Consider the following 17,299-nt stretch of genomic DNA (forward strand, 5'->3'; position numbering starts at 1 on the left):
GCACCCACCCCCGGGCAGCAGCGAGTCTGCACCCCCCCGCGGCCCGTGAGTTGCCACCTCCCCGGTTACTCGGCGACGAGCCGTTCCTGGTGGCGCGAGGCGGCCTGTCCTCCTGCCAGGGCATGACCTCCCCGAAGCGGACGAGTTCGCCGTACGCCGCCGGGTCGACCTTCTCGGAGAGCAGGAGGTCGAGCAAGGCGACCGCCGCCTCGACCTCGTCGAGCGAGGTGCCGTCGAACTCGTCGCCCTGCGGCCGTGCACCCCGGCCTGCGGACCGGTCCCGGATGAGCAGGGCATTCGCGCTGGGACACCACGATGTCCGGCGCGCGGAACCGCGCCGGGCTCGGCTGCCAGCCGGTGCGCGGCCCGCGTGTCGGTGAAGTCGAGCACCCGGCCCTCGCCGTCCTGTCGCCCCGGTCATCGCCGCCCTGCGTCGCAGCCACCCGCGATCACCGTCACGACCCGGGAGGGGCAGCCCCCCGCTCTGGTCCGCTCTGGTCCGCGCGCTGCGGGCGCCATCCGCTCCGCGCCGTCGACATCGCCGACCCGCGCCGACAGCGCTGGATCGCACCATCCGGCGTACGGATCCACTCCGTAAGCGGCGTTCCCGAGGCACGGCGTCGCTCGTACGCTGGGACGATGACTGCCCGTGCACAGCCATCCACCTGCGTGGGGTAGGGTTTGACTGCACGATCACGCGGGTCACTGCGGGTCGGACGCATCGGGACGTGGCGCAGCTTGGTAGCGCACTTGACTGGGGGTCAAGGGGTCGCAGGTTCAAATCCTGTCGTCCCGACGGTGCGAAGGGTCTTCGCAGGCGAGAGCCTGTGAGGGCCCTTCTTCGTTCGGATCGTTTCCGTGGGCGCCGTCGCCGGCGGATCTCCCAGGCGTCGGGCAGGATGGCGGAGACGGTACGGGCGTTCTGCCCGCGCGGGCCGCAGCGACGCTTGATGAACCCGGTCTCACCCACGATCAACACGCTGTCCTCGGCGCTGAGATGCTCCAGCACGAAGCCGCGGATCTCGCCTCGCACCGCGTCCGCGTCACAGGCGGCCTGGTTCAACAGGCGCTGCATGCAGTCCGCGTACGCCTCCAGCGCGGCCCGGTCGGTGCGGCCGAAACACAGCACGTCGGGTGTTCGGCCGTCAGCTGTCGACGACTGGTTGGCGATGCTCGGGTTGACCGACGCCTTCGTGCTCGGCCAGGTTGTGGGGTCAGGGCGTGGGCGCGCGAGTCCGTCGAAGTGAGGCCGTGGCATGAGGGCGATCGTCGTGGGGGCGGGCATCGGGGGACTGGCCGCGACGCTGAGCCTGCGCCGCGCCGGCCATGAGGTCACGCTTGTCGAGCAGACGCCGCGGTTCACCGAGGTCGGTGCCGGGATCCAGCTCGCGCCCAACGCCACACGTGTGCTGCGCCGACTGGACCTGCTCGACGCGGTCGCCGCACAGGCCGCCCGCCCCTCCCACGTGAGCTTCCGCACCTGGTCCGATGGGGCCGAGATCTGCCGCTACACGCTGGGACGCGAGGCCGAGGACGAGTTCGGGGCGCCCTACCTGCTACTCCACCGGGCCGATCTGCACCAGGCACTTGCCGCCGCGGTGCCGCCCGGGTCGGTGCGCCTGAACACCGTCGTCGTGGGAATCGACCAGGACGACGAGTCGGCCTACGTGACCACGGCAAGCGGCGAGCGCTTGGGTGCGGACCTGGTCGTGGCCGCCGACGGGATACGGTCCGCGGCCCGCCAGTGGCTCTTCGGCGCGGACGAGGCGGTCTTCTCGAAAACCGCTGCCTATCGGGCGCTGCTCCCGGCCGACCAGGTGGCCGATCTGGACCTGCCGGAGCTCGCCGCCTGGCTCGGACCGGGCCGGCACTTCGTCCACTACTGGGTGCGTCGTGGGGAACTGCTCAACGTAGTGGCCGTGTTCGGGGCGGAGGCGGCGCAGGAGTCGTGGACCGCTCGGGCGGAGCCGGGAGAGCAGCTGCGCGAGTTCGACGGGTGGGACTCCAGGGTGCTCAAGGTTCTTGAACGCGCGGGGCAGGTGTTCCGCTACGGCATCTACACGCGTGCCCCGCTTGCGCGATGGAACGTCGGGCGGGTGACTCTGCTGGGCGACAGTGCCCACGCCATGGTGCCGTTCCAGGCGCAGGGTGCGGCGCAGGCGATCCTTGACGCGGCCGTGCTCGGCGACGCCCTCGCGGGTGCGACGCCGGCCGAGGTACCCGCCGGGCTCGACCGGTACGTGCGTCGGCGGCTCTCGACCGCCACGAGCGTGCAGACCGGTTCCGCGCGGGCGGGCGAGGAGTTCCACCTGCCGGACGGACCCGAAGCCCAGGCGCGGAACGCCCGCATGGCGGCATACGCGGCCGAGCACGGGTTCATGCCTCAAGCGACCGCGTGGGCCGTCGACGTCCTTGACCAACAGGCGCCATCGTGAGTGACCACGGGGTTGGCGGGCGGCCGGCCGGCGTTCTGATCGTGGTGATGGTGGCGCGGCGGCGGAGTGCGGCGGCAACGCGTGGGGACAGGGCCCTCTCTGTGCGGGTGCTCCGCGGGGGCAGGCAGGAGAAACCTCGTTGTCCACCTGCCCCCGCGGACCCGTACGGCACAGCGGGTCGCCCGGACGGACAGGGCTCACTGAGGACCGGGCTCGGGCTGAACTCCATCGCGCGTATTGAGCGCTTGCGTTGCCTGGTGCTGCGTCTGTTCGGCTGCCACGCGAGCTTCCGCCACGACGTCACCGCGTTCGCGTACCAGGCTCTCGTAGACCGGCAGATGATCGTTTCCGGTTGAGTTGGGTGTCACAGGGCTGGTCCTTCTTGGTGTCGTACTTCGGGCCGCCTGAGAGGACCCCGAAATCCTTGATGACGGCAGGGGCAATCGTGGTTCGCCGTCGTGGGTCGTCTGGAATCAGAGGTCTGGATACGGTCACCCCATCGACCAGGACTGAGATCTGAATGCGGTCATGCGCGACCGAGCCGCGTAGCGATCCCATGCCCGACCAGCAGATAAATCAGAGCCGGCAGACCGTAATTGAGGAGAACACGAAGGCTCTCCGTGTCCATAGTGAAAATGTCTTGTGACCACCAGGCCAGCCAGTCGGCCGTTCCATGCACGAACTCGACGAAGACATTGGCTTCGTTGGCTCCGAGCAGGTGGAGCAGGATCCACAGACCCAGGAAAACGGCGGCGATGTCACCGATCGTGTGGACAGCCAGGGCCGTCCGTCGGGCAGCGGACTGGCTCCGCTCGTAGCGGTGTGGGCCCTCCGGGGGTCGGCCGTAGGCGTGGGATCCGGGCATCGGGTCGGTATTGCTCACTGGAATCCAATCTGACGCATCACTTTGCGAGCCGAGGTGGGGGCAAAACACGCTCTGGGCTGTCTGTCAGGAGAATCTCCTGCCGCGTCACACACAGGTCGTCGCGCGGGCCCGTGTACGTCAGCGTCACGCAACCGCCGTCGCGTTACACGTCGATCGCGATATCCCAAATATGGGCACCTATTCTGCAACGTGCCCAAATGTGTGAGCGGGGTTTCTTTTGCCGACGGATAGTCGACCACCCGTGTGTGTATTCCGTGTTTCTTTGATGGCACCTCAAGGCAGAACGCATCACGGCCCGTCCACCTTTCGGTGGACGGGCCGTGAGACAACTTCATCCAGAATCCGCCGCCGCAAGAACCCGCGCTGACGGGGCGAACACTTCTGAGCGTCCCGACATGCGTGCAGACCGTGGTGTCAGGCGCGAGGGCGGGCCGCGGGCCCCGGCAGGACCGTGACCTCGGTCGGGGACAGCGGGGCGTGCTCGTCGGAGCACTCGACCACGACGCGTACCGGGCCACCGCACTCGCTGTGCTGGATGTCCAGGACCGGGCCCTCGGGATCCCCGACGTATGTCTCGCCCCATTGCCGGAGCGCCACGAGGACGGGCCACAGATCCCGGCCCTTGCGGGTCAGGCGGTACTCGTGCCGGGTCCGGCTGCCCTGCTCCTGGTACGGGACGGTCCTCAGGATCCCGGCCTCGACCAGCTTGCGGAGCCGACCGGCGAGGACCGCCTCGGAGAGCCCCACGTGGCGGCGGAAGTCGTCGAAGCGGCGGACCCCGTTGAAGGCGTCACGCAGGATCAGCAGCGTCCACTTCTCGCCGATCAGGTCGAGAGTGCGCTGGACCGTGCAGTTCTCTGTGCTGATCTCCAGCCACTTCATGCCGTCATCGTAGGCAAGTCACCTGGCTTTGTCATTGACAGTCAGCGTCGTCCAGGGCTAGCTTCGTAAAATAAAGTCAGAGGAGGTAGCACAGCCGCATGGAACGGTCTCGTACATACGACTGGCAGGACCCCACGATCTCGGCGGCCGCCGTCGGGCGGAGCTCGGGGCTGGAGTTCCTTCGGGAGATCCTCGCCGGACGTGTGCCCTCGCCGCCGATCGGCGCGACACTGGCCATCGCCCTCGAAGAGGTGGACCACGGACGCGCGGTCTTCTCCCTGGTGCCCGGCGAGGAGCACTACAACCCCATCGGCAGCGTGCACGGCGGGATCTACGCGACGATGCTCGACTCGGCGGCCGGCTGCGCGGTCCAGTCGACCCTGCCGCAGGGCATGGGCTACACGTCGCTCGACCTCACGGTGAAGTTCCTCCGCCCGATCACGGTCGACACGGGCAAGATCCGCGCCGTCGGCAGCGTCCTCAGCAGCGGCCGACGTACCGCGCTCGCCGAGGCCCAGCTGCTCGACGGATCGGACCGCCTTCTCGCGCACGCCACCAGCACGTGCATGGTGTTTCCGCTGCCGACCGCCTGACCCCCACCTCCCAAGCGCACAGACCGGACACGGAGGCGACATGACCCTCGACAGCACCGTTGGGATCGAAAGGCCGTCCGCCTCCGACTCCACCGGGGAGATCCGCGTCGACCGCGCGGGAGCGCTGGTCACCCTCACCGTCAACAGGCCCCACAAGGGCAACGCACTGACCCTGGCCATGTACCGGGCTCTGGCCGACGCCGTCGCCGAGGCGGATGCCGACCCAGGTGTACGGGTCATTGTGCTCACCGGTGCCGGCCAGGACTTCTGCTCCGGGAACGACCTCGACGACTTCCTGGCCCACCCCGGAACGGCCCTGACCCTCAGCTCTCCCGTCCTTGAGTTCCAGAAGGCGGTACTGCACACCAAAACCATCCTGGTCGCGGCCGTGGACGGCTCCGCCGTGGGAAGCGGTGCCACCGCGCTGCTGCACTTCGACCTCGTCTACGCGACCCGTCGCAGCCATCTGCAGTACGCGTTCGTCGACCGGGGCGTCGTACCGGACGCCGCCGCCAGCCTCCTGCTCCCGGAGCGTCTCGGGCCACAGCGTGCCGCCCAGCTCCTGCTGCTGGGCGAACGCCTCTCCGCCGTCCAGGCCGCACACCTCGGTCTGGTCACCGAGGTGCTCGACAACCGGGAGCGCCTCGATGCCCGCGTGGCCGAGCAGGTGGCGGTTCTGCTGGCCGCGCCCGCGGCGGCACTGAAAGCCACGCACACACTGCTGAGGCCCGCCGGGGCCGACCCGGTGCTGCGTATGTCGGCCGAAGCCGCGACCTCCGCCCGACTGCTGGGCACGGCGGACACGGCCGCGCGCATCACCTCCCGCGCAGTCGGCCCGCTGTCCGCTCCCTAAGGGGGCGGGCCTGGGCCACAGGTGGTCGAGCATCGACGCTCGGCGAACGGATGGTGCGCAGTCCTCCTTGGTGACCGTGGCGAACCTCGCGTGCCCCGGGCATCGACTGACACTCTTGAGGGTCCAGCCGTCGTCAACGCGTCCTGCGTTGCCGACAGGTCAGCCATGTCTCAGGAGGTCGTCATGCCCCAGCCCTCCATCCTCAGCGCCCTGGTAGCCGGGTTGCGGAGTGGTGCGATCGAAGTCGTCGACCTCACCTCCCCGCTGTCGTCGTCCACTCCGGTGATCCAACTGCCCGCCGAGTTCGGTCAGACGGCGGTGTTCGAACTGGAGGAGATCAGCAGGTACGACGACCGGGGTCCGGCCTGGTACTGGAACAACTTCCGTAGTGGTGAGCACACCGGCACGCACTTCGACGCTCCGGTGCACTGGGTCACCGGGAAGGACCACGCCGACGTCGCGTCGGTGCCGGCGCGCCGGCTGATCGCACCCGCTGCCGTACTGGACTTCTCCGCCGCGGCTGCCAAAGACCCCGACCACCTCGTCGAGGTGGACCACATCAAGGCGTGGGAGGCGGACAACGGACCATTGCCCGACGGCGGTTGGCTGCTGCTCCGCACCGGTTGGGACGCCCGCTCGCACTCTCAGGAGGCGTTCGTCAACGCCGACGAGAACGGCCCGCACACTCCTGGCCTGTCGCCGGAATGTGCCCGGTGGGTGGCGGAGGAGTCGCCGGTGATCGGCCTCGGTGTCGAGACGGTGGGGACCGACGCCGGAGGTGCGCACTCCTTCGACCCGGCCTTCCCCTGTCACTCGTATCTCATGGGCAGTGTGTAGTACGGTCTGACCCAGCTGCAGAACCTGGCGGCGCTGCCCCCGACCGGCGCTGTCGTCGTCGCGGGTCCCTTGCCCATCGTCAGTGGCTCCGGAGCTCCCGCGCGGGTGATCGCCCTGGTGGAGCGCTCATGAAGGTCGCGGAAGCCGTCGGCCGGGCGGTGGCCGAGTCCGGGGTCGACCACGTGTTCGGCGTGGTCGGTTCGGGCAACTTCCACCTGACCAACGCCATGGTCGCGGCGGGCTCGCGGTTCGTCGCCGCACGCCACGAGTGCGGTGCGGCGACCATGGCCGACGCCTACGCGCGGACGAGCGGCACGGTGGCCGCGCTGAGCGTGCACCAGGGACCCGGCCTGACGAACGCCATGACCGGCATCGCCGAGGCGGCCAAGAGCCGTACACCGCTTCTTGTGCTGGCCGCCGAAGTGACCGAACCGAGGTCCAACTTCTATGTCGACCAAGAGGCGTTGGCGCAGGCGGTGGGCGCCGTCACGGCGCGCGTGACGTCGGCGGAGGACGCGGTGGTACAGGCCGGCGCCGCGCTGCGACGAGCCGTGCACGAGCGGCGCACCGTAGTGCTGAACCTTCCGTTGGCGGTGCAGGCCATGGAAGTACCCGACGGCGCACCGGCCTTGATCGCCCCGCCGCCCGAACGGGCCGCGGTCGAGCCGGTGGCGGCCGACGTCGCCGCGCTGGTGCAGGCGCTCGAACAGGCCCGGCAACCGGTCTTCGTAGCCGGCCGGGGCTCCCGCACCCCCGGTTGCCGGGACGCCCTCGCGGCGCTCGCCGAGCGTTACGGCGCACTGCTGGCGACCTCGGCCGTCGCCCGCGGACTGTTCCACGGCAACCCGTGGTCGCTCGACGTGTCCGGGGGCTTCTCGTCGCCCGTGGCGGCGGAGCTGATCCGGGCGGCGGATCTGATCGTGGGTTGGGGCTGCGCGCTGAACATGTGGACGATGCGGCACGGCCGGCTGATCGGCCCCGACGCCACCGTCGCACAGGTCGACGACGACGCGGCCGCGCTCGGCGCACACCGCAACGTGCAGCTCGGCATCGTCGGCGATGTGGAGCTCACGGCCCGGCAAGCGCTCGACCTCACGGCGGGCGGCGAACCACGACAGGGCTACCGGACCGCCGACATCCGGGCGGCCATCGCCGCAGGGATCCGGTGGCGGGACGTGCCGTACGACGACGAGAGCGGCCGCGAGCGGATCGACCCACGGACCCTGAGCATCGCGCTCGACGACATCCTCCCCGCTGAGCGGGTGATCGGCGTGGACTCCGGCAACTTCATGGGCTACCCGAGCATGTACCTCTCGGTGCCGGACCACAACGGCCTGTGCTTCACTCAGGCGTTCCAGTCGATCGGCCTGGGGCTGGCGACCGCCATCGGAGCGGCGCTGGCACAGCCGGACAGGCTGCCCGTGGCCGCACTCGGCGACGGAGGTGCGCTGATGAGCGCCGTGGAACTCGACACCGTACGTCGGCTCGGACTGCCGATGGTGGTCGTCGTGTACAACGACGACGCGTACGGAGCGGAGGTGCACCACTTCGGGCCCGGCGGACACCCGCTCGACACGGTCAGGTTCCCGCCGACGGACATCGCCGCCGTCGCGCGAGGGTACGGATTCGAGGCGGTGACCGTGCGCACACCTGCGGACCTGAAGGCCGTCGAGGACTGGGCCCGTGGGCCACGATCCGCACCTCTGCTCATCGACGCCAAGGTGGTCGGTGATCGCGGGGCCTGGTGGCTGGAGGAGGCGTTCCGTGGGCACTGACTCATCCGCCGACACAGAATCTTCCGGTTCGTGGAGCGTTCCCTGGAGGAGGCCGACCGCTTCGCCGCGCTGCTGTGCGCACCCCTCGGCTTCGCCCGGGAGTTCAGTTCCGCCGACGGCCCGCCCGTCGCCCGCGGAACTCCGTGCGGAGAGCGACGTACTGCGGTCCCAGCGGCTCACGCGCCGCGTGAACGACGAGTGACTCCGCCGACGGGTCGGTTCGGCCCGGCGTGCCCGGCCTCGGCGCTCGAGTCCGCTCGGTTCGGGCCGGCGCTCCGGAGCGGCGCCGGGAGGGGACGTCGGGGTGCAGTGTGCGGCCGCACGGGACCGGCAGTCAGACGGTTCTCGAGCAGGACATGGTGGCGCGCAAGGTCATCCGGTGGTTCGAGGTGCCGGGCCGCCCGCTGTTCCGCGCCAACCACTGTCTGCTGACGTACGTACCGGGGACACCGTGGCCTGAAGGCCTGGCTGGACAGCGGGCAGCGGACCCGGGCCGTGCGCGAGCAGGGGAAATTCTCGGGCGTCGGTGAGCCCTGCCGGCGATCGGACTCGGCGCCCGCGTGATCTGCACGGGGCGCCGAGAGTCCGCACCTTCATGGCCCGGCTCGTGTGGTCAGCCCCTGTCCAGGACCGCCATGAGGGCCTGCTCCAACGCCGTCTTCGGGTCCGCCGACGGCCCTTCCGACCGCCAGGCGACGAACCCGTCGGGGCGGACCAGCACCGCTCCGTCCGCGGTGACGCCGTGGACTTCTGCCCAGTTCATGTCGCTCGCGGGGGACAGCTCCGCGTCGGGCCCGTTGCCGATGCGGTACGAGTCGAGCGGCACGGACAGCCGTTGCGCGACGCCCTTCGCTGCGGAGTGCCACCCGCCGGCGCCGTCCGCGGAGCTCAGGAGCACCATGGACCGTTCGTACAGGTCGAGGGTGGAGATCCGGGTGCCGGAGCGGTTGAGCCACATGTGGGGAGCGCGGCTCCCGGGCTCGCCGGTCAGCCGCATGCCCTCGGGTACGACGGGCATCGCCGGGTCGGTACCCAGGACCGCGCCCCGCGGATAGCGGTAGCACAGCGCCACGTTGAGGATTCCGCCCTTCCCGCCGGGACCGCCCTTCCCGCCGGGACCGCCAGGGCCGCCGGGACCGCCGGGACCGCCGGGGCCACCAGGACCGCCGGGTCCGCCGGGCCCACCGACGCCGGGGCCGGGCGTGTACCCGGGGTGGCTGTGCTCGACCGAACGCGAGGAAGCGCGTGCGCTGGTCGCCTCCGCGACCGGTCGGCGCTCCGCGTCGTAGGACCTCAGCAGTCCGGGGCCGGCCCAGCCGCCCAGCACGGCGGCCAGCTTCCAGGCGAGGTTGTGCGCGTCCTGGATACCGGTGTTGGAGCCGAACGCCCCGGTGGGGGACATCTCATGGGCCGAGTCGCCGGCGAGGAAGACCCGGCCGTCCCCGTACCGTTCGGCGACCCGCTCGGCGGCGTGCCAGGCGGCTCTGCCGGTGATCTGCACATCGAGATCCGGCACTCCGACGGCCCGACGGATGTGTTCCACGCACCGCTCGTCGGTGAACTCCTCCAGAGTCTCGCCGTGTTCGGGGTGCCAGGGGGCGTGGAAGACCCAGTGCTCCTTGTTGTCGACCGGCAGAAGGGCCCCGTCGGCCTCCGGATTGGTCAGGTAGCAGCAGATGAAGCGCCGGTCGCCGACGACGTCCGCGAGGCCGCGGGAGGTGAACGTGAGGCTCACGTTGTGGAACAGGTCGCCCGGTCCGGTCTGCCCGATGCCGAGCCGCTCGCGGATGGGGCTGCGCGGACCGTCCGCGGCGACGAGGTAGTCCGCGCGGATGGTGGTGTGCTCGCCGGTGTCGCGGCTCTTGACCTGTGCGGTCACGCCGCCCGCGTCCTGGTCGAACGACATCAACTCCGTGGAGAAGCGCAGATCTCCGCCCAGCTCCCGTGCGCACTCCAGCAGCACCGGCTCCAGGTCGTTCTGGCTGCACAGACACCACGCGCTGGGGCTGAAGCGCGCGAGCCCGCCACCGGGGTCGATCTCCTTGAACAGCCATTCGCCGGCATCGCCCACCAGGGTCGGCGTCTGCATGATGCCGTGGTTCTCCGCCAGGACCGAAGCGGCGTCCTGGATGCGCTGCTGAGCTCCGGCCACCCGGAACAACTCCATCGTGCGCACGTTGTTTCCACGTCCGCGCGGATGGATCGACGTACCCGAGTGGCGCTCGACGAGCATGTGCGGCACGCCGAGACGCCCCAGGAACAGGGAGGTCGACAGGCCCACCAGAGAGCCGCCGACGATGAGGACGGGCGTGTGGTGACCGACCTCGCCGGCCTCTTCCGATCGGTTCATTGAATGCCTCCAGCGTCACCTGCGAGGTGAGTCAGGGATGGGATGCAGTTTCCATGCCCTGTGCTGACCGGTTCGCTCGCTCGGGGCACCCGGATGGCACGCGGTTCACTCGTCCGCCCCGTGGGGCTCGCGCACTTCGGAGGTCGCGTCAACGATCGGCTCATGGCGACCCCGGCCTTTCGGGACACGGCGGTCGTTCCTGACCTTCCGTAATGAAGAGGAGAGGTGTGCCGGATGACCACCACGGGACGTATATCGCAGTCGGCGTTCGACGGCTCCAGGCTGCGGGTGATCCTGCTGCTCGATCTGTACGAAGGAGCCCAGCAGCAGTTCCTCGACGCGTATGAGCACATGCGCAATCAGGTCGCGTCGGTCCCCGGTCACCTCAGTGACCAGCTCTGCCAGTCGATCGAGAACCCTTCGCAGTGGCTCATCACCAGCGAGTGGGAGAGCGCCCCGCCCTTCCTGGCCTGGGTTAACAGCGAGGAGCACGTCGAAACGGTCCGGCCGATGCACGACTGCGTCCGGGACACCCGGTCGATGCGCTACAGCATCCTCCGGGAGACCAGCCCGGCCCAGCCGCTCACGCCGGAGTCGGCCAGGGCGGGCATGCAGGTGCAGGCCCGCGTGGGCGACGGTGTGGCACGCCACGCCCTCACCTTCACCGTCAAGCCGGGATCCGAATCGAAGGTCGCCGAGATCCTGGCCGGGTACAAGTCACCCCAGGCCCAGGTCGACGACACCACGCGGCTGCGCCGTACCTCGCTGTTCATGCACGGCAACCGTGTCGTGCGGGCGGTGGAAGTGGAGGGCGACCTCCTCGTGGCGCTCCGCCACGTCGCGCGTCAGCCCGAGGTGCGGGCGGTCGAGGAAGCCATCAACCCGTACCTGGAACAGGAGCGGGACCTCACCGACGACGGCTCGGCGCGGGTGTTCTTCACCCGGGCAGCGCTCCCGGCCGTGCACCACGTGGTGTCCGGTCGGCCGGAACCCGCCGAGCTGCGGCGGCACGCGCTGTACTACCCGGCCAAGCGGGGCTGCGGGATGGAGCTGGCCCGGTTGCTCGCCCACCAGGACGAGGCCGCGGCGGACGACCCGAAGAGCCCGGTGTACGGAAGCACCGTCTTCCAGCGTGACGACACCGTGGTGCGCCTCATCGACATGGTGGGCGCCCTCGACAAGGACCCCGTCGCCTCGCTGGGCCTCAAGGGTCCCAAGAAGGCCGCGGAGCTGGAGCGCCTCCTCGACGGCGCCGCGATCGGCGTCGAGGGCTCGCTGGAGACGGAACGCAACATCAACCGCCTCCTGTCGCACGCCGACATGATGCCCATCACCGACCGCAGCTCGGCGGATTCCTGACGGAACGGCCGCGGGCTCCTGCCCGCGGCCGCTCCCGCCGGACGTCACTGCCACACCCGGAGGTATCAACCATGATCAAGCAGCATCCACGCATCGTGGACCTGAGCGAGACGGAACCCAACCGCAGGCGCGGCGGTGACATCCGGGCCATGCTCACGCCCGCCACCGCCGGTTCCACCAGCGGCTTCATGGGCCTGGCCATCATCCAGCCCGGCGAGCGCATCGGCGAGCACTACCACCCGTACTCCGAGGAGTTCGTGTACGTCGTCACGGGCGCGCTCGAGGTCGACCTGGACGGCGACCCGCACGCGCTCAAGCCCGATCAGGGCCTCTTGATCCCGATCAACATGCGGCACCGTTTCCGCAACGTCGGTGACACGGAAGCCCGCATGGTCTTCCACCTGGGCCCGCTCGCCCCGCGTCCGAGCCTCGGCCACGTGGACACGGAGGGCACCGACAACACCGTACCCAGCTCCGAGTTCGCCACCGCGGGGCGGGATCTGTCCGCGCCGGACCACGGACAGCCGTCCGAGCGAAGTGGGGCCATAAAGTGACCCGGCGGGTGGCCGTCACCGGTATCGGTGTGGTCGCTCCGGGCGGCACCGGGGCGACGGCGTTCTGGGACCTGCTCTCCAATGGCCGCACCGCGACCCGCGGCATCACGCTGTTCGATCCCGCGGGCCTGCGCTCGCGGATAGCCGCCGAATGCGACTTCGACCCGCTCGCGCACGGTTTGGACCCGGAGCTGCGCGACCACGCCGACCGGTACATACAGTTCGCCGTGGTCGCCGCAGGGGAAGCCGTACGCGACTCCGGCCTCGACTCCGGCCAGGAAGACCCCTGGCGTGTCGCAGTGTCGCTGGGCAGCGCGGTCGGCGGCACCACCCGCCTGGAACACGACTACGTCCAGGTCAGTGAGCGAGGCAAGCGGTGGGACGTGGACCATCGCGCGGCCGACCCGAAACTGCACCTGGCGTTCTCGCCCAGCACGCTCGCCTCGGTGGTCGCCGAGCAGTTCGGCGCTCAAGGCCCGGTGCAGACCGTCTCCACCGGCTGCACCTCCGGACTCGACGCGGTCGGCTACGCCTTCCACACCATCGAAGAGGGCCGGGCCGACGTCTGCATAGCCGGCGCGTCGGACTCGCCGATATCGCCGATCACCATGGCGTGCTTCGACGCCATCAAGGCTACGTCGCCCAACAACGACGACCCCGAGCACGCCTCCCGGCCCTTCGACGCGCACCGCAACGGCTTCGTCATGGGCGAGGGCGCCGCGGTGCTGGTCCTGGAGGAGTACGAGCACGCCCGAGCCCGCGGCGCGCACGTGTACTGCGAGATAAGCGGCTACGCCACCTACGGCAACGCCTACCACATGACCGGTCTGACCGGTGAGGGGCTGGAGATGGCCCGGGCGATCGACACCACGCTCGACCAGGCCCGCCTCGACCCCACGCTGATCGACTACGTCAACGCGCATGGCTCGGGCACCAGGCAGAACGACCGGCACGAGACCGCCGCGGTCAAGCGGTCCCTGGGCGCGCACGCCTACGACACGCCCATGAGCTCCATCAAGTCCATGGTGGGGCACTCACTGGGCGCGATCGGGGCGATCGAGGTCGTCGCCTGCGTCCTCGCCCTGAAGCATCAGGTGGTGCCGCCGACGGCGAACTACGAGACTCCCGACCCCGAGTGCGACCTGGACTACGTGCCGCGCACCGCCCGCCCGCGGAAGCTGAAGAACGTGCTCTCCGTCGGCAGCGGATTCGGCGGCTTCCAGTCCGCGGTGCTCCTGACCGGGCCGGGTGGGAGGACACCATGAGCACTCAGCGCCCACGGCGGGCGGCCATCACCGGAATCGGTGTGATCGCGCCCAACGGCTTGCGCGTCGACGCGTACTGGAAGTCCGTCAAGGAAGGCCTCGTCGTCCTGGACCGGATCACCCGCGAGGGATGCGAGCACCTGCCGCTCCGCATCGCGGGCGAGGTCCGGGCCTTCGACGCCGCGGCCCTCATCGAGGAGCGATTCCTCGTCCAGACCGACCGGTTCAGCCACTTCGCCATGGCCGCGGCCGCCCTTTCCCTCGACGACGCCGGCCTCGGCAGCGGTGAACCCGCGGAGCCCTACGACATAGGCGTGGTCACCGCCGCCGGATCCGGCGGCGGCGAGTTCGGACAGCGGGAACTGCAGAAGCTGTGGGGACAGGGATCCCGGTTCGTCGGCCCGTACCAGTCCATCGCCTGGTTCTACGCCGCCAGCACCGGCCAGATCTCCATCCGGGGCGGCTTCAAGGGGCCGTGCGGAGTGGTCGCGAGCGACGAGGCGGGCGGTCTGGACTCCATCGCGCACGCGGCCCGGGTGGTACGGCGCGGAACCGGCGCCGTGGTCGTCGGAGCCGCGGAGGCGCCCCTGGCCCCGTACTCGATGGTCTGTCAGCTCGGCTACCCCGAGCTCAGCACCGTCGAGGACCCCGAGCGCGCCTACCGGCCCTTCACCGCGAAAGCCTGCGGCTTCGCTCCGGGGGAGGGCGGCGCGATGCTCGTCGTGGAGGACGAGACCCGCGCCCGCGACCGCGGAGCGGCCGTCCGGGCCACCGTGGCAGGCCATGCCGCCACGTTCACCGGCGCCTCCCGATGGGAGCGGTCCAGAGAGGGGCTCGCCCACGCGATCCGGGGCGCCCTCGCCGAGGCCGACTGCGCCCCGCAGGAGATCGACGTCGTGTTCGCCGACGCCTTGGGCGTACCGGAGGCGGACCGCGCCGAAGCGCTGGCCATCGCCGACGCGCTGGGGGCACACGGTACCCGCGTGCCCGTCACCGCACCCAAGACCGGAATGGGGCGGAGCTACTGCGCGGCACCCGTGCTGGACACCGCGGCCGCGGTGCTCGCCATGGAACACGGCCAAGTACCCCCCACTCCGAACGTGTTCGACATCTGCCACGACCTCGACCTGGTGATGTCTCGCGCTCGCCCCGCCGAACTGCACACGGCCCTGGTCCTCAGCAGGGGACTGATGGGCTCCAACGCGGCGCTGGTCGTGCGCCGCGGCGGCGACTCCGCCCGGTAGGACCGGGCGGGAAGGAGAACAACATGATCATCGAAGTGACCGTCGACGAACTGGCCACGCTGATGAAGAAGGCGGCCGGCGTCACCGTCGACCCCAAGGACCTCGCGCACTCGTCGGATTCGCCCTTCGGCACCCTCGGCCTCGACTCGCTCGGCCTGCTCGGCATCGTCGGCGAGCTGGAGAACCGGTACAGCAAGCCGCTGCCCCCCGACGCCGAGCGCTGCAAGACCCCCCGTGAATTCCTCGACCTCGTCAACACGACCCTCAAGGCTGGAGCCTGAAGTGGTAGGACACACCGAGAACAGCATCACCATCGACGCCCCGGTCGACCTCGTCTGGGACATCACCAACGACATCGAGAACTGGCCCCAGCTCTTCAGCGAATACGCGTCCCTGGAGGTGCTCTCCCGCGACGGCGACACGACGACCTTCCGTCTGACCATGCACCCGGACGAGAACGGCAAGGTCTGGAGCTGGGTCTCGGAACGGACCATGGACCGCGCCAAGCGGACCGTCCGGGCCCGCCGCGTCGAGACCGGCCCCTTCGCCCACATGAACATCCTGTGGGAGTACAAGGAGACGCCGGAGGGCACCCACATGCGCTGGGTGCAGGACTTCGCGATGAAGCCCGAGGCCCCGGTCGACGACGCCTGGATGACGGACAACATCAACCGCAACTCGCGCGTCCAGATGGCCCTCATCCGGGACCGGATCGAGCAGGCCGCCCGCGACCGCCAGAACGCCCCCGCCATGCCCCGCTGATCGCCGTTCCAGGAAGGACACCCGATGCACCACGCCCTGATCGTCGCCCGCATGGCGCCCGATTCGGCGCCGGCGATCGCCGACGTCTTCGCCGCATCCGACCGCGGTGAACTCCCGCACCTGATCGGCGTCAACCGGCGCAGCCTCTTCCAGTTCGGCGACGTGTACATGCACCTGATCGAAGCCGACCAGGACCCCGCGCCCGCCATCGCGAAGGTGGCCGGACACCCCGAGTTCCGGAGCATCAGCGAGCAACTGTCGGCGTACGTCAGCGCGTACGACCCGCAGACGTGGCGCAGCCCCAAGGACGCCATGGCGCACTGCTTCTACCGCTGGGAGCGGGACGCCGCTTCCTGAGCGGGCGCCCTGAGAGAAAAACCCGAGGCCGCCGGCTCCGCGACAGACGCGGAACCGGCGGCCTCGGGTTTTCTCCGGGGCGGCCGGAGAGGGTCAGCTCGGGATGGTGCACTCGAAGGCGTGCAGGTACGCGTTGACCGGGCGGATCTCGCCGATGACCAGCCCCGCGTCCGTCAGCCGCTCGACCATGCTCTTCTGGGTGTGCTTCGCACCGCCGACGTTGAGGAGCAGCAGCAGGTCCATGGCCGTCGTGAACTTCATCGACGGGGTGTCGTCCACGAGGTTCTCGATGACGACGACCCGGGCACCGGGCCGCGCCGCCTTCCGGACGTTCGCCAGCGCCCTGCGGGTGCTTTCGTCGTCCCACTCCAGGATGTTCTTGATGATGTACACATCCGCCTGGACCGGGATGTCCTCGCGGCAGTCCCCGGCCACGATGCGCACCCGCTCGGCCAGCGAACCCCCGCTTCGCAGACGCGGATCGGCGTTCTCCACCACACCCGGCAGGTCGAGCAGCGTGCCGTGCAGATTGGGGTGCTTCTCCAGCAGACTGGCCACGACCTGTCCCTGACCGCCCCCGATGTCCGCGACCGAGGACACGTCGCGCAGGTCGAGCAGGTTGGCGACGTCCCGCGCCGACTGCTCGCTGGATGTCGTCATGGCCCGGTTGAAGACGTACGCCGACTCGGGGGCCTCTTCGTTGAGATACTCGAAGAACTCCCTGTCGTACACGTCCTCGAAGACGTTCCGGCCGGAGCGCACCGCCTCGTCGAGCTTGGGCCAGACGTTCCACGTCCACGGCTCGGTGCACCACAGCGCGATGTACCGCAGGCTGTGCGGATCGTCCTCGCGCAGCAGCCGGGACATCTCCGTGTGCGCGAAGGTGCCGTCGGGGTGCTCCATGAAGACCCCCTGGCAGGACAGCGCGCGCAGCAGCCGACGCAATGTCCGCGGCTGGGCCTTCACCGCTGCCGCCAGGTCCTCCACGCTCATGGGCGTGTCTTCCAGGGCGTCGGCCACACCCAGGCGGGCAGCCGCGCGTACGGCGGCGGCGCAGGCCGCCCCGAAAACGAGCTCGCGCAGCCGCATGGGCGGCGGGGGAGCCGGATCAACGGTCGTCATCTATTGCCTCGCTTCTGCTGTCGTG

Annotated in this window: 15 protein-coding genes, 1 tRNA gene and 1 pseudogene; 13 read left to right on the forward strand and 4 right to left on the reverse strand. The window is 70.0% G+C overall.

The window, feature by feature from the left end:
- Nucleotides 1–722 precede the first annotated feature (722 nt).
- Both AB5J53_RS42210 and AB5J53_RS42215 read left to right on the forward strand, forming a co-directional pair.
- Nucleotides 723–796, forward strand: a tRNA-Pro gene (locus tag AB5J53_RS42210).
- 460 nt (nt 797–1,256) lie between these two features.
- A complete protein-coding gene (locus AB5J53_RS42215; RefSeq protein ID WP_369250868.1) occupies nt 1,257–2,435 on the forward strand; it encodes an FAD-dependent monooxygenase in 1,179 nt (392 codons plus the stop codon).
- 526 nt (nt 2,436–2,961) lie between these two features.
- Here the strand turns inward: AB5J53_RS42215 and AB5J53_RS42220 are convergent.
- Nucleotides 2,962–3,300, reverse strand: a complete 339-nt coding sequence (locus AB5J53_RS42220; protein ID WP_369252815.1) for a hypothetical protein — start codon at nt 3,298–3,300, stop codon at nt 2,962–2,964.
- A 435-nt stretch (nt 3,301–3,735) separates the two neighbouring features.
- Entirely contained in the window at nt 3,736–4,203 is a 468-nt protein-coding gene (locus AB5J53_RS42225; protein ID WP_369250869.1) for a winged helix-turn-helix transcriptional regulator, read from the reverse strand.
- A 98-nt stretch (nt 4,204–4,301) separates the two neighbouring features.
- Here AB5J53_RS42225 and AB5J53_RS42230 point away from each other — a divergent pair, with 98 nt between their 5' ends.
- From AB5J53_RS42230 to AB5J53_RS42245, 4 genes and pseudogenes are all read left to right on the forward strand, one after another.
- Nucleotides 4,302–4,796, forward strand: coding sequence for a PaaI family thioesterase (locus tag AB5J53_RS42230; RefSeq protein ID WP_369250870.1), 495 nt, complete (start codon nt 4,302–4,304; stop codon nt 4,794–4,796).
- A 40-nt stretch (nt 4,797–4,836) separates the two neighbouring features.
- Nucleotides 4,837–5,649, forward strand: a complete 813-nt coding sequence (locus tag AB5J53_RS42235) for an enoyl-CoA hydratase-related protein (protein WP_369250871.1) — start codon at nt 4,837–4,839, stop codon at nt 5,647–5,649.
- Between the two features lie 183 nt (nt 5,650–5,832).
- A pseudogene (locus AB5J53_RS42240) lies at nt 5,833–6,618 on the forward strand (cyclase family protein).
- On the forward strand, nt 6,615–8,261 hold the full coding sequence (locus AB5J53_RS42245; RefSeq protein WP_369250872.1) for a thiamine pyrophosphate-binding protein: 1,647 nt from the start codon (nt 6,615–6,617) through the stop codon (nt 8,259–8,261). The pseudogene AB5J53_RS42240 and the gene AB5J53_RS42245 overlap by 4 nt, the downstream one beginning before the upstream one ends.
- Nucleotides 8,262–8,874: 613 nt before the next feature.
- Here AB5J53_RS42245 and AB5J53_RS42250 read toward each other — a convergent pair.
- Entirely contained in the window at nt 8,875–10,611 is a 1,737-nt protein-coding gene (locus AB5J53_RS42250; protein ID WP_369250873.1) for an FAD-dependent oxidoreductase, read from the reverse strand.
- Between the two features lie 234 nt (nt 10,612–10,845).
- On the opposite strand from AB5J53_RS42250, the gene AB5J53_RS42255 reads away from it, so the two are divergent.
- The 7 genes from AB5J53_RS42255 (at nt 10,846) to AB5J53_RS42285 (ending at nt 16,152) form a co-directional block, all read left to right on the forward strand.
- Nucleotides 10,846–11,970 carry a SchA/CurD-like domain-containing protein gene (locus AB5J53_RS42255; protein ID WP_369250874.1) on the forward strand — a complete coding sequence of 375 codons (1,125 nt, stop codon included), beginning with the start codon at nt 10,846–10,848 and terminating at the stop codon, nt 11,968–11,970.
- Nucleotides 11,971–12,041: 71 nt separating this feature from the next.
- A complete protein-coding gene (locus tag AB5J53_RS42260; protein ID WP_369250875.1) occupies nt 12,042–12,524 on the forward strand; it encodes a cupin domain-containing protein in 483 nt (160 codons plus the stop codon).
- Nucleotides 12,521–13,789 (forward strand): beta-ketoacyl synthase, encoded by a 1,269-nt coding sequence (locus tag AB5J53_RS42265; protein ID WP_369250876.1) that lies wholly within the window; start codon nt 12,521–12,523, stop codon nt 13,787–13,789. Before AB5J53_RS42260 ends, AB5J53_RS42265 begins: the two co-directional genes overlap by 4 nt.
- Nucleotides 13,786–15,033 carry a ketosynthase chain-length factor gene (locus AB5J53_RS42270; protein ID WP_369250877.1) on the forward strand — a complete coding sequence of 416 codons (1,248 nt, stop codon included), beginning with the start codon at nt 13,786–13,788 and terminating at the stop codon, nt 15,031–15,033. Before AB5J53_RS42265 ends, AB5J53_RS42270 begins: the two co-directional genes overlap by 4 nt.
- 23 nt (nt 15,034–15,056) lie before the next feature.
- A complete protein-coding gene (locus tag AB5J53_RS42275; protein ID WP_369250878.1) occupies nt 15,057–15,314 on the forward strand; it encodes a phosphopantetheine-binding protein in 258 nt (85 codons plus the stop codon).
- Between the two features lies 1 nt (nt 15,315).
- Nucleotides 15,316–15,795, forward strand: coding sequence for an SRPBCC family protein (locus tag AB5J53_RS42280; RefSeq protein ID WP_369250879.1), 480 nt, complete (start codon nt 15,316–15,318; stop codon nt 15,793–15,795).
- A gap of 24 nt (nt 15,796–15,819) precedes the next feature.
- Nucleotides 15,820–16,152: a TcmI family type II polyketide cyclase gene (locus AB5J53_RS42285; RefSeq protein ID WP_369250880.1), complete on the forward strand. Its 333-nt coding sequence runs from the start codon at nt 15,820–15,822 to the stop codon at nt 16,150–16,152.
- A gap of 93 nt (nt 16,153–16,245) precedes the next feature.
- Here AB5J53_RS42285 and AB5J53_RS42290 read toward each other — a convergent pair whose 3' ends face one another.
- Complete coding sequence (locus tag AB5J53_RS42290) at nt 16,246–17,274, reverse strand: methyltransferase (protein ID WP_369250881.1); 1,029 nt, start codon at nt 17,272–17,274, stop codon at nt 16,246–16,248.
- Between the last annotated feature and the right edge of the window lie 25 nt (nt 17,275–17,299).

The organism is Streptomyces sp. R41 (assembly GCF_041053055.1).
GTDB lineage: Bacteria > Actinomycetota > Actinomycetes > Streptomycetales > Streptomycetaceae > Streptomyces.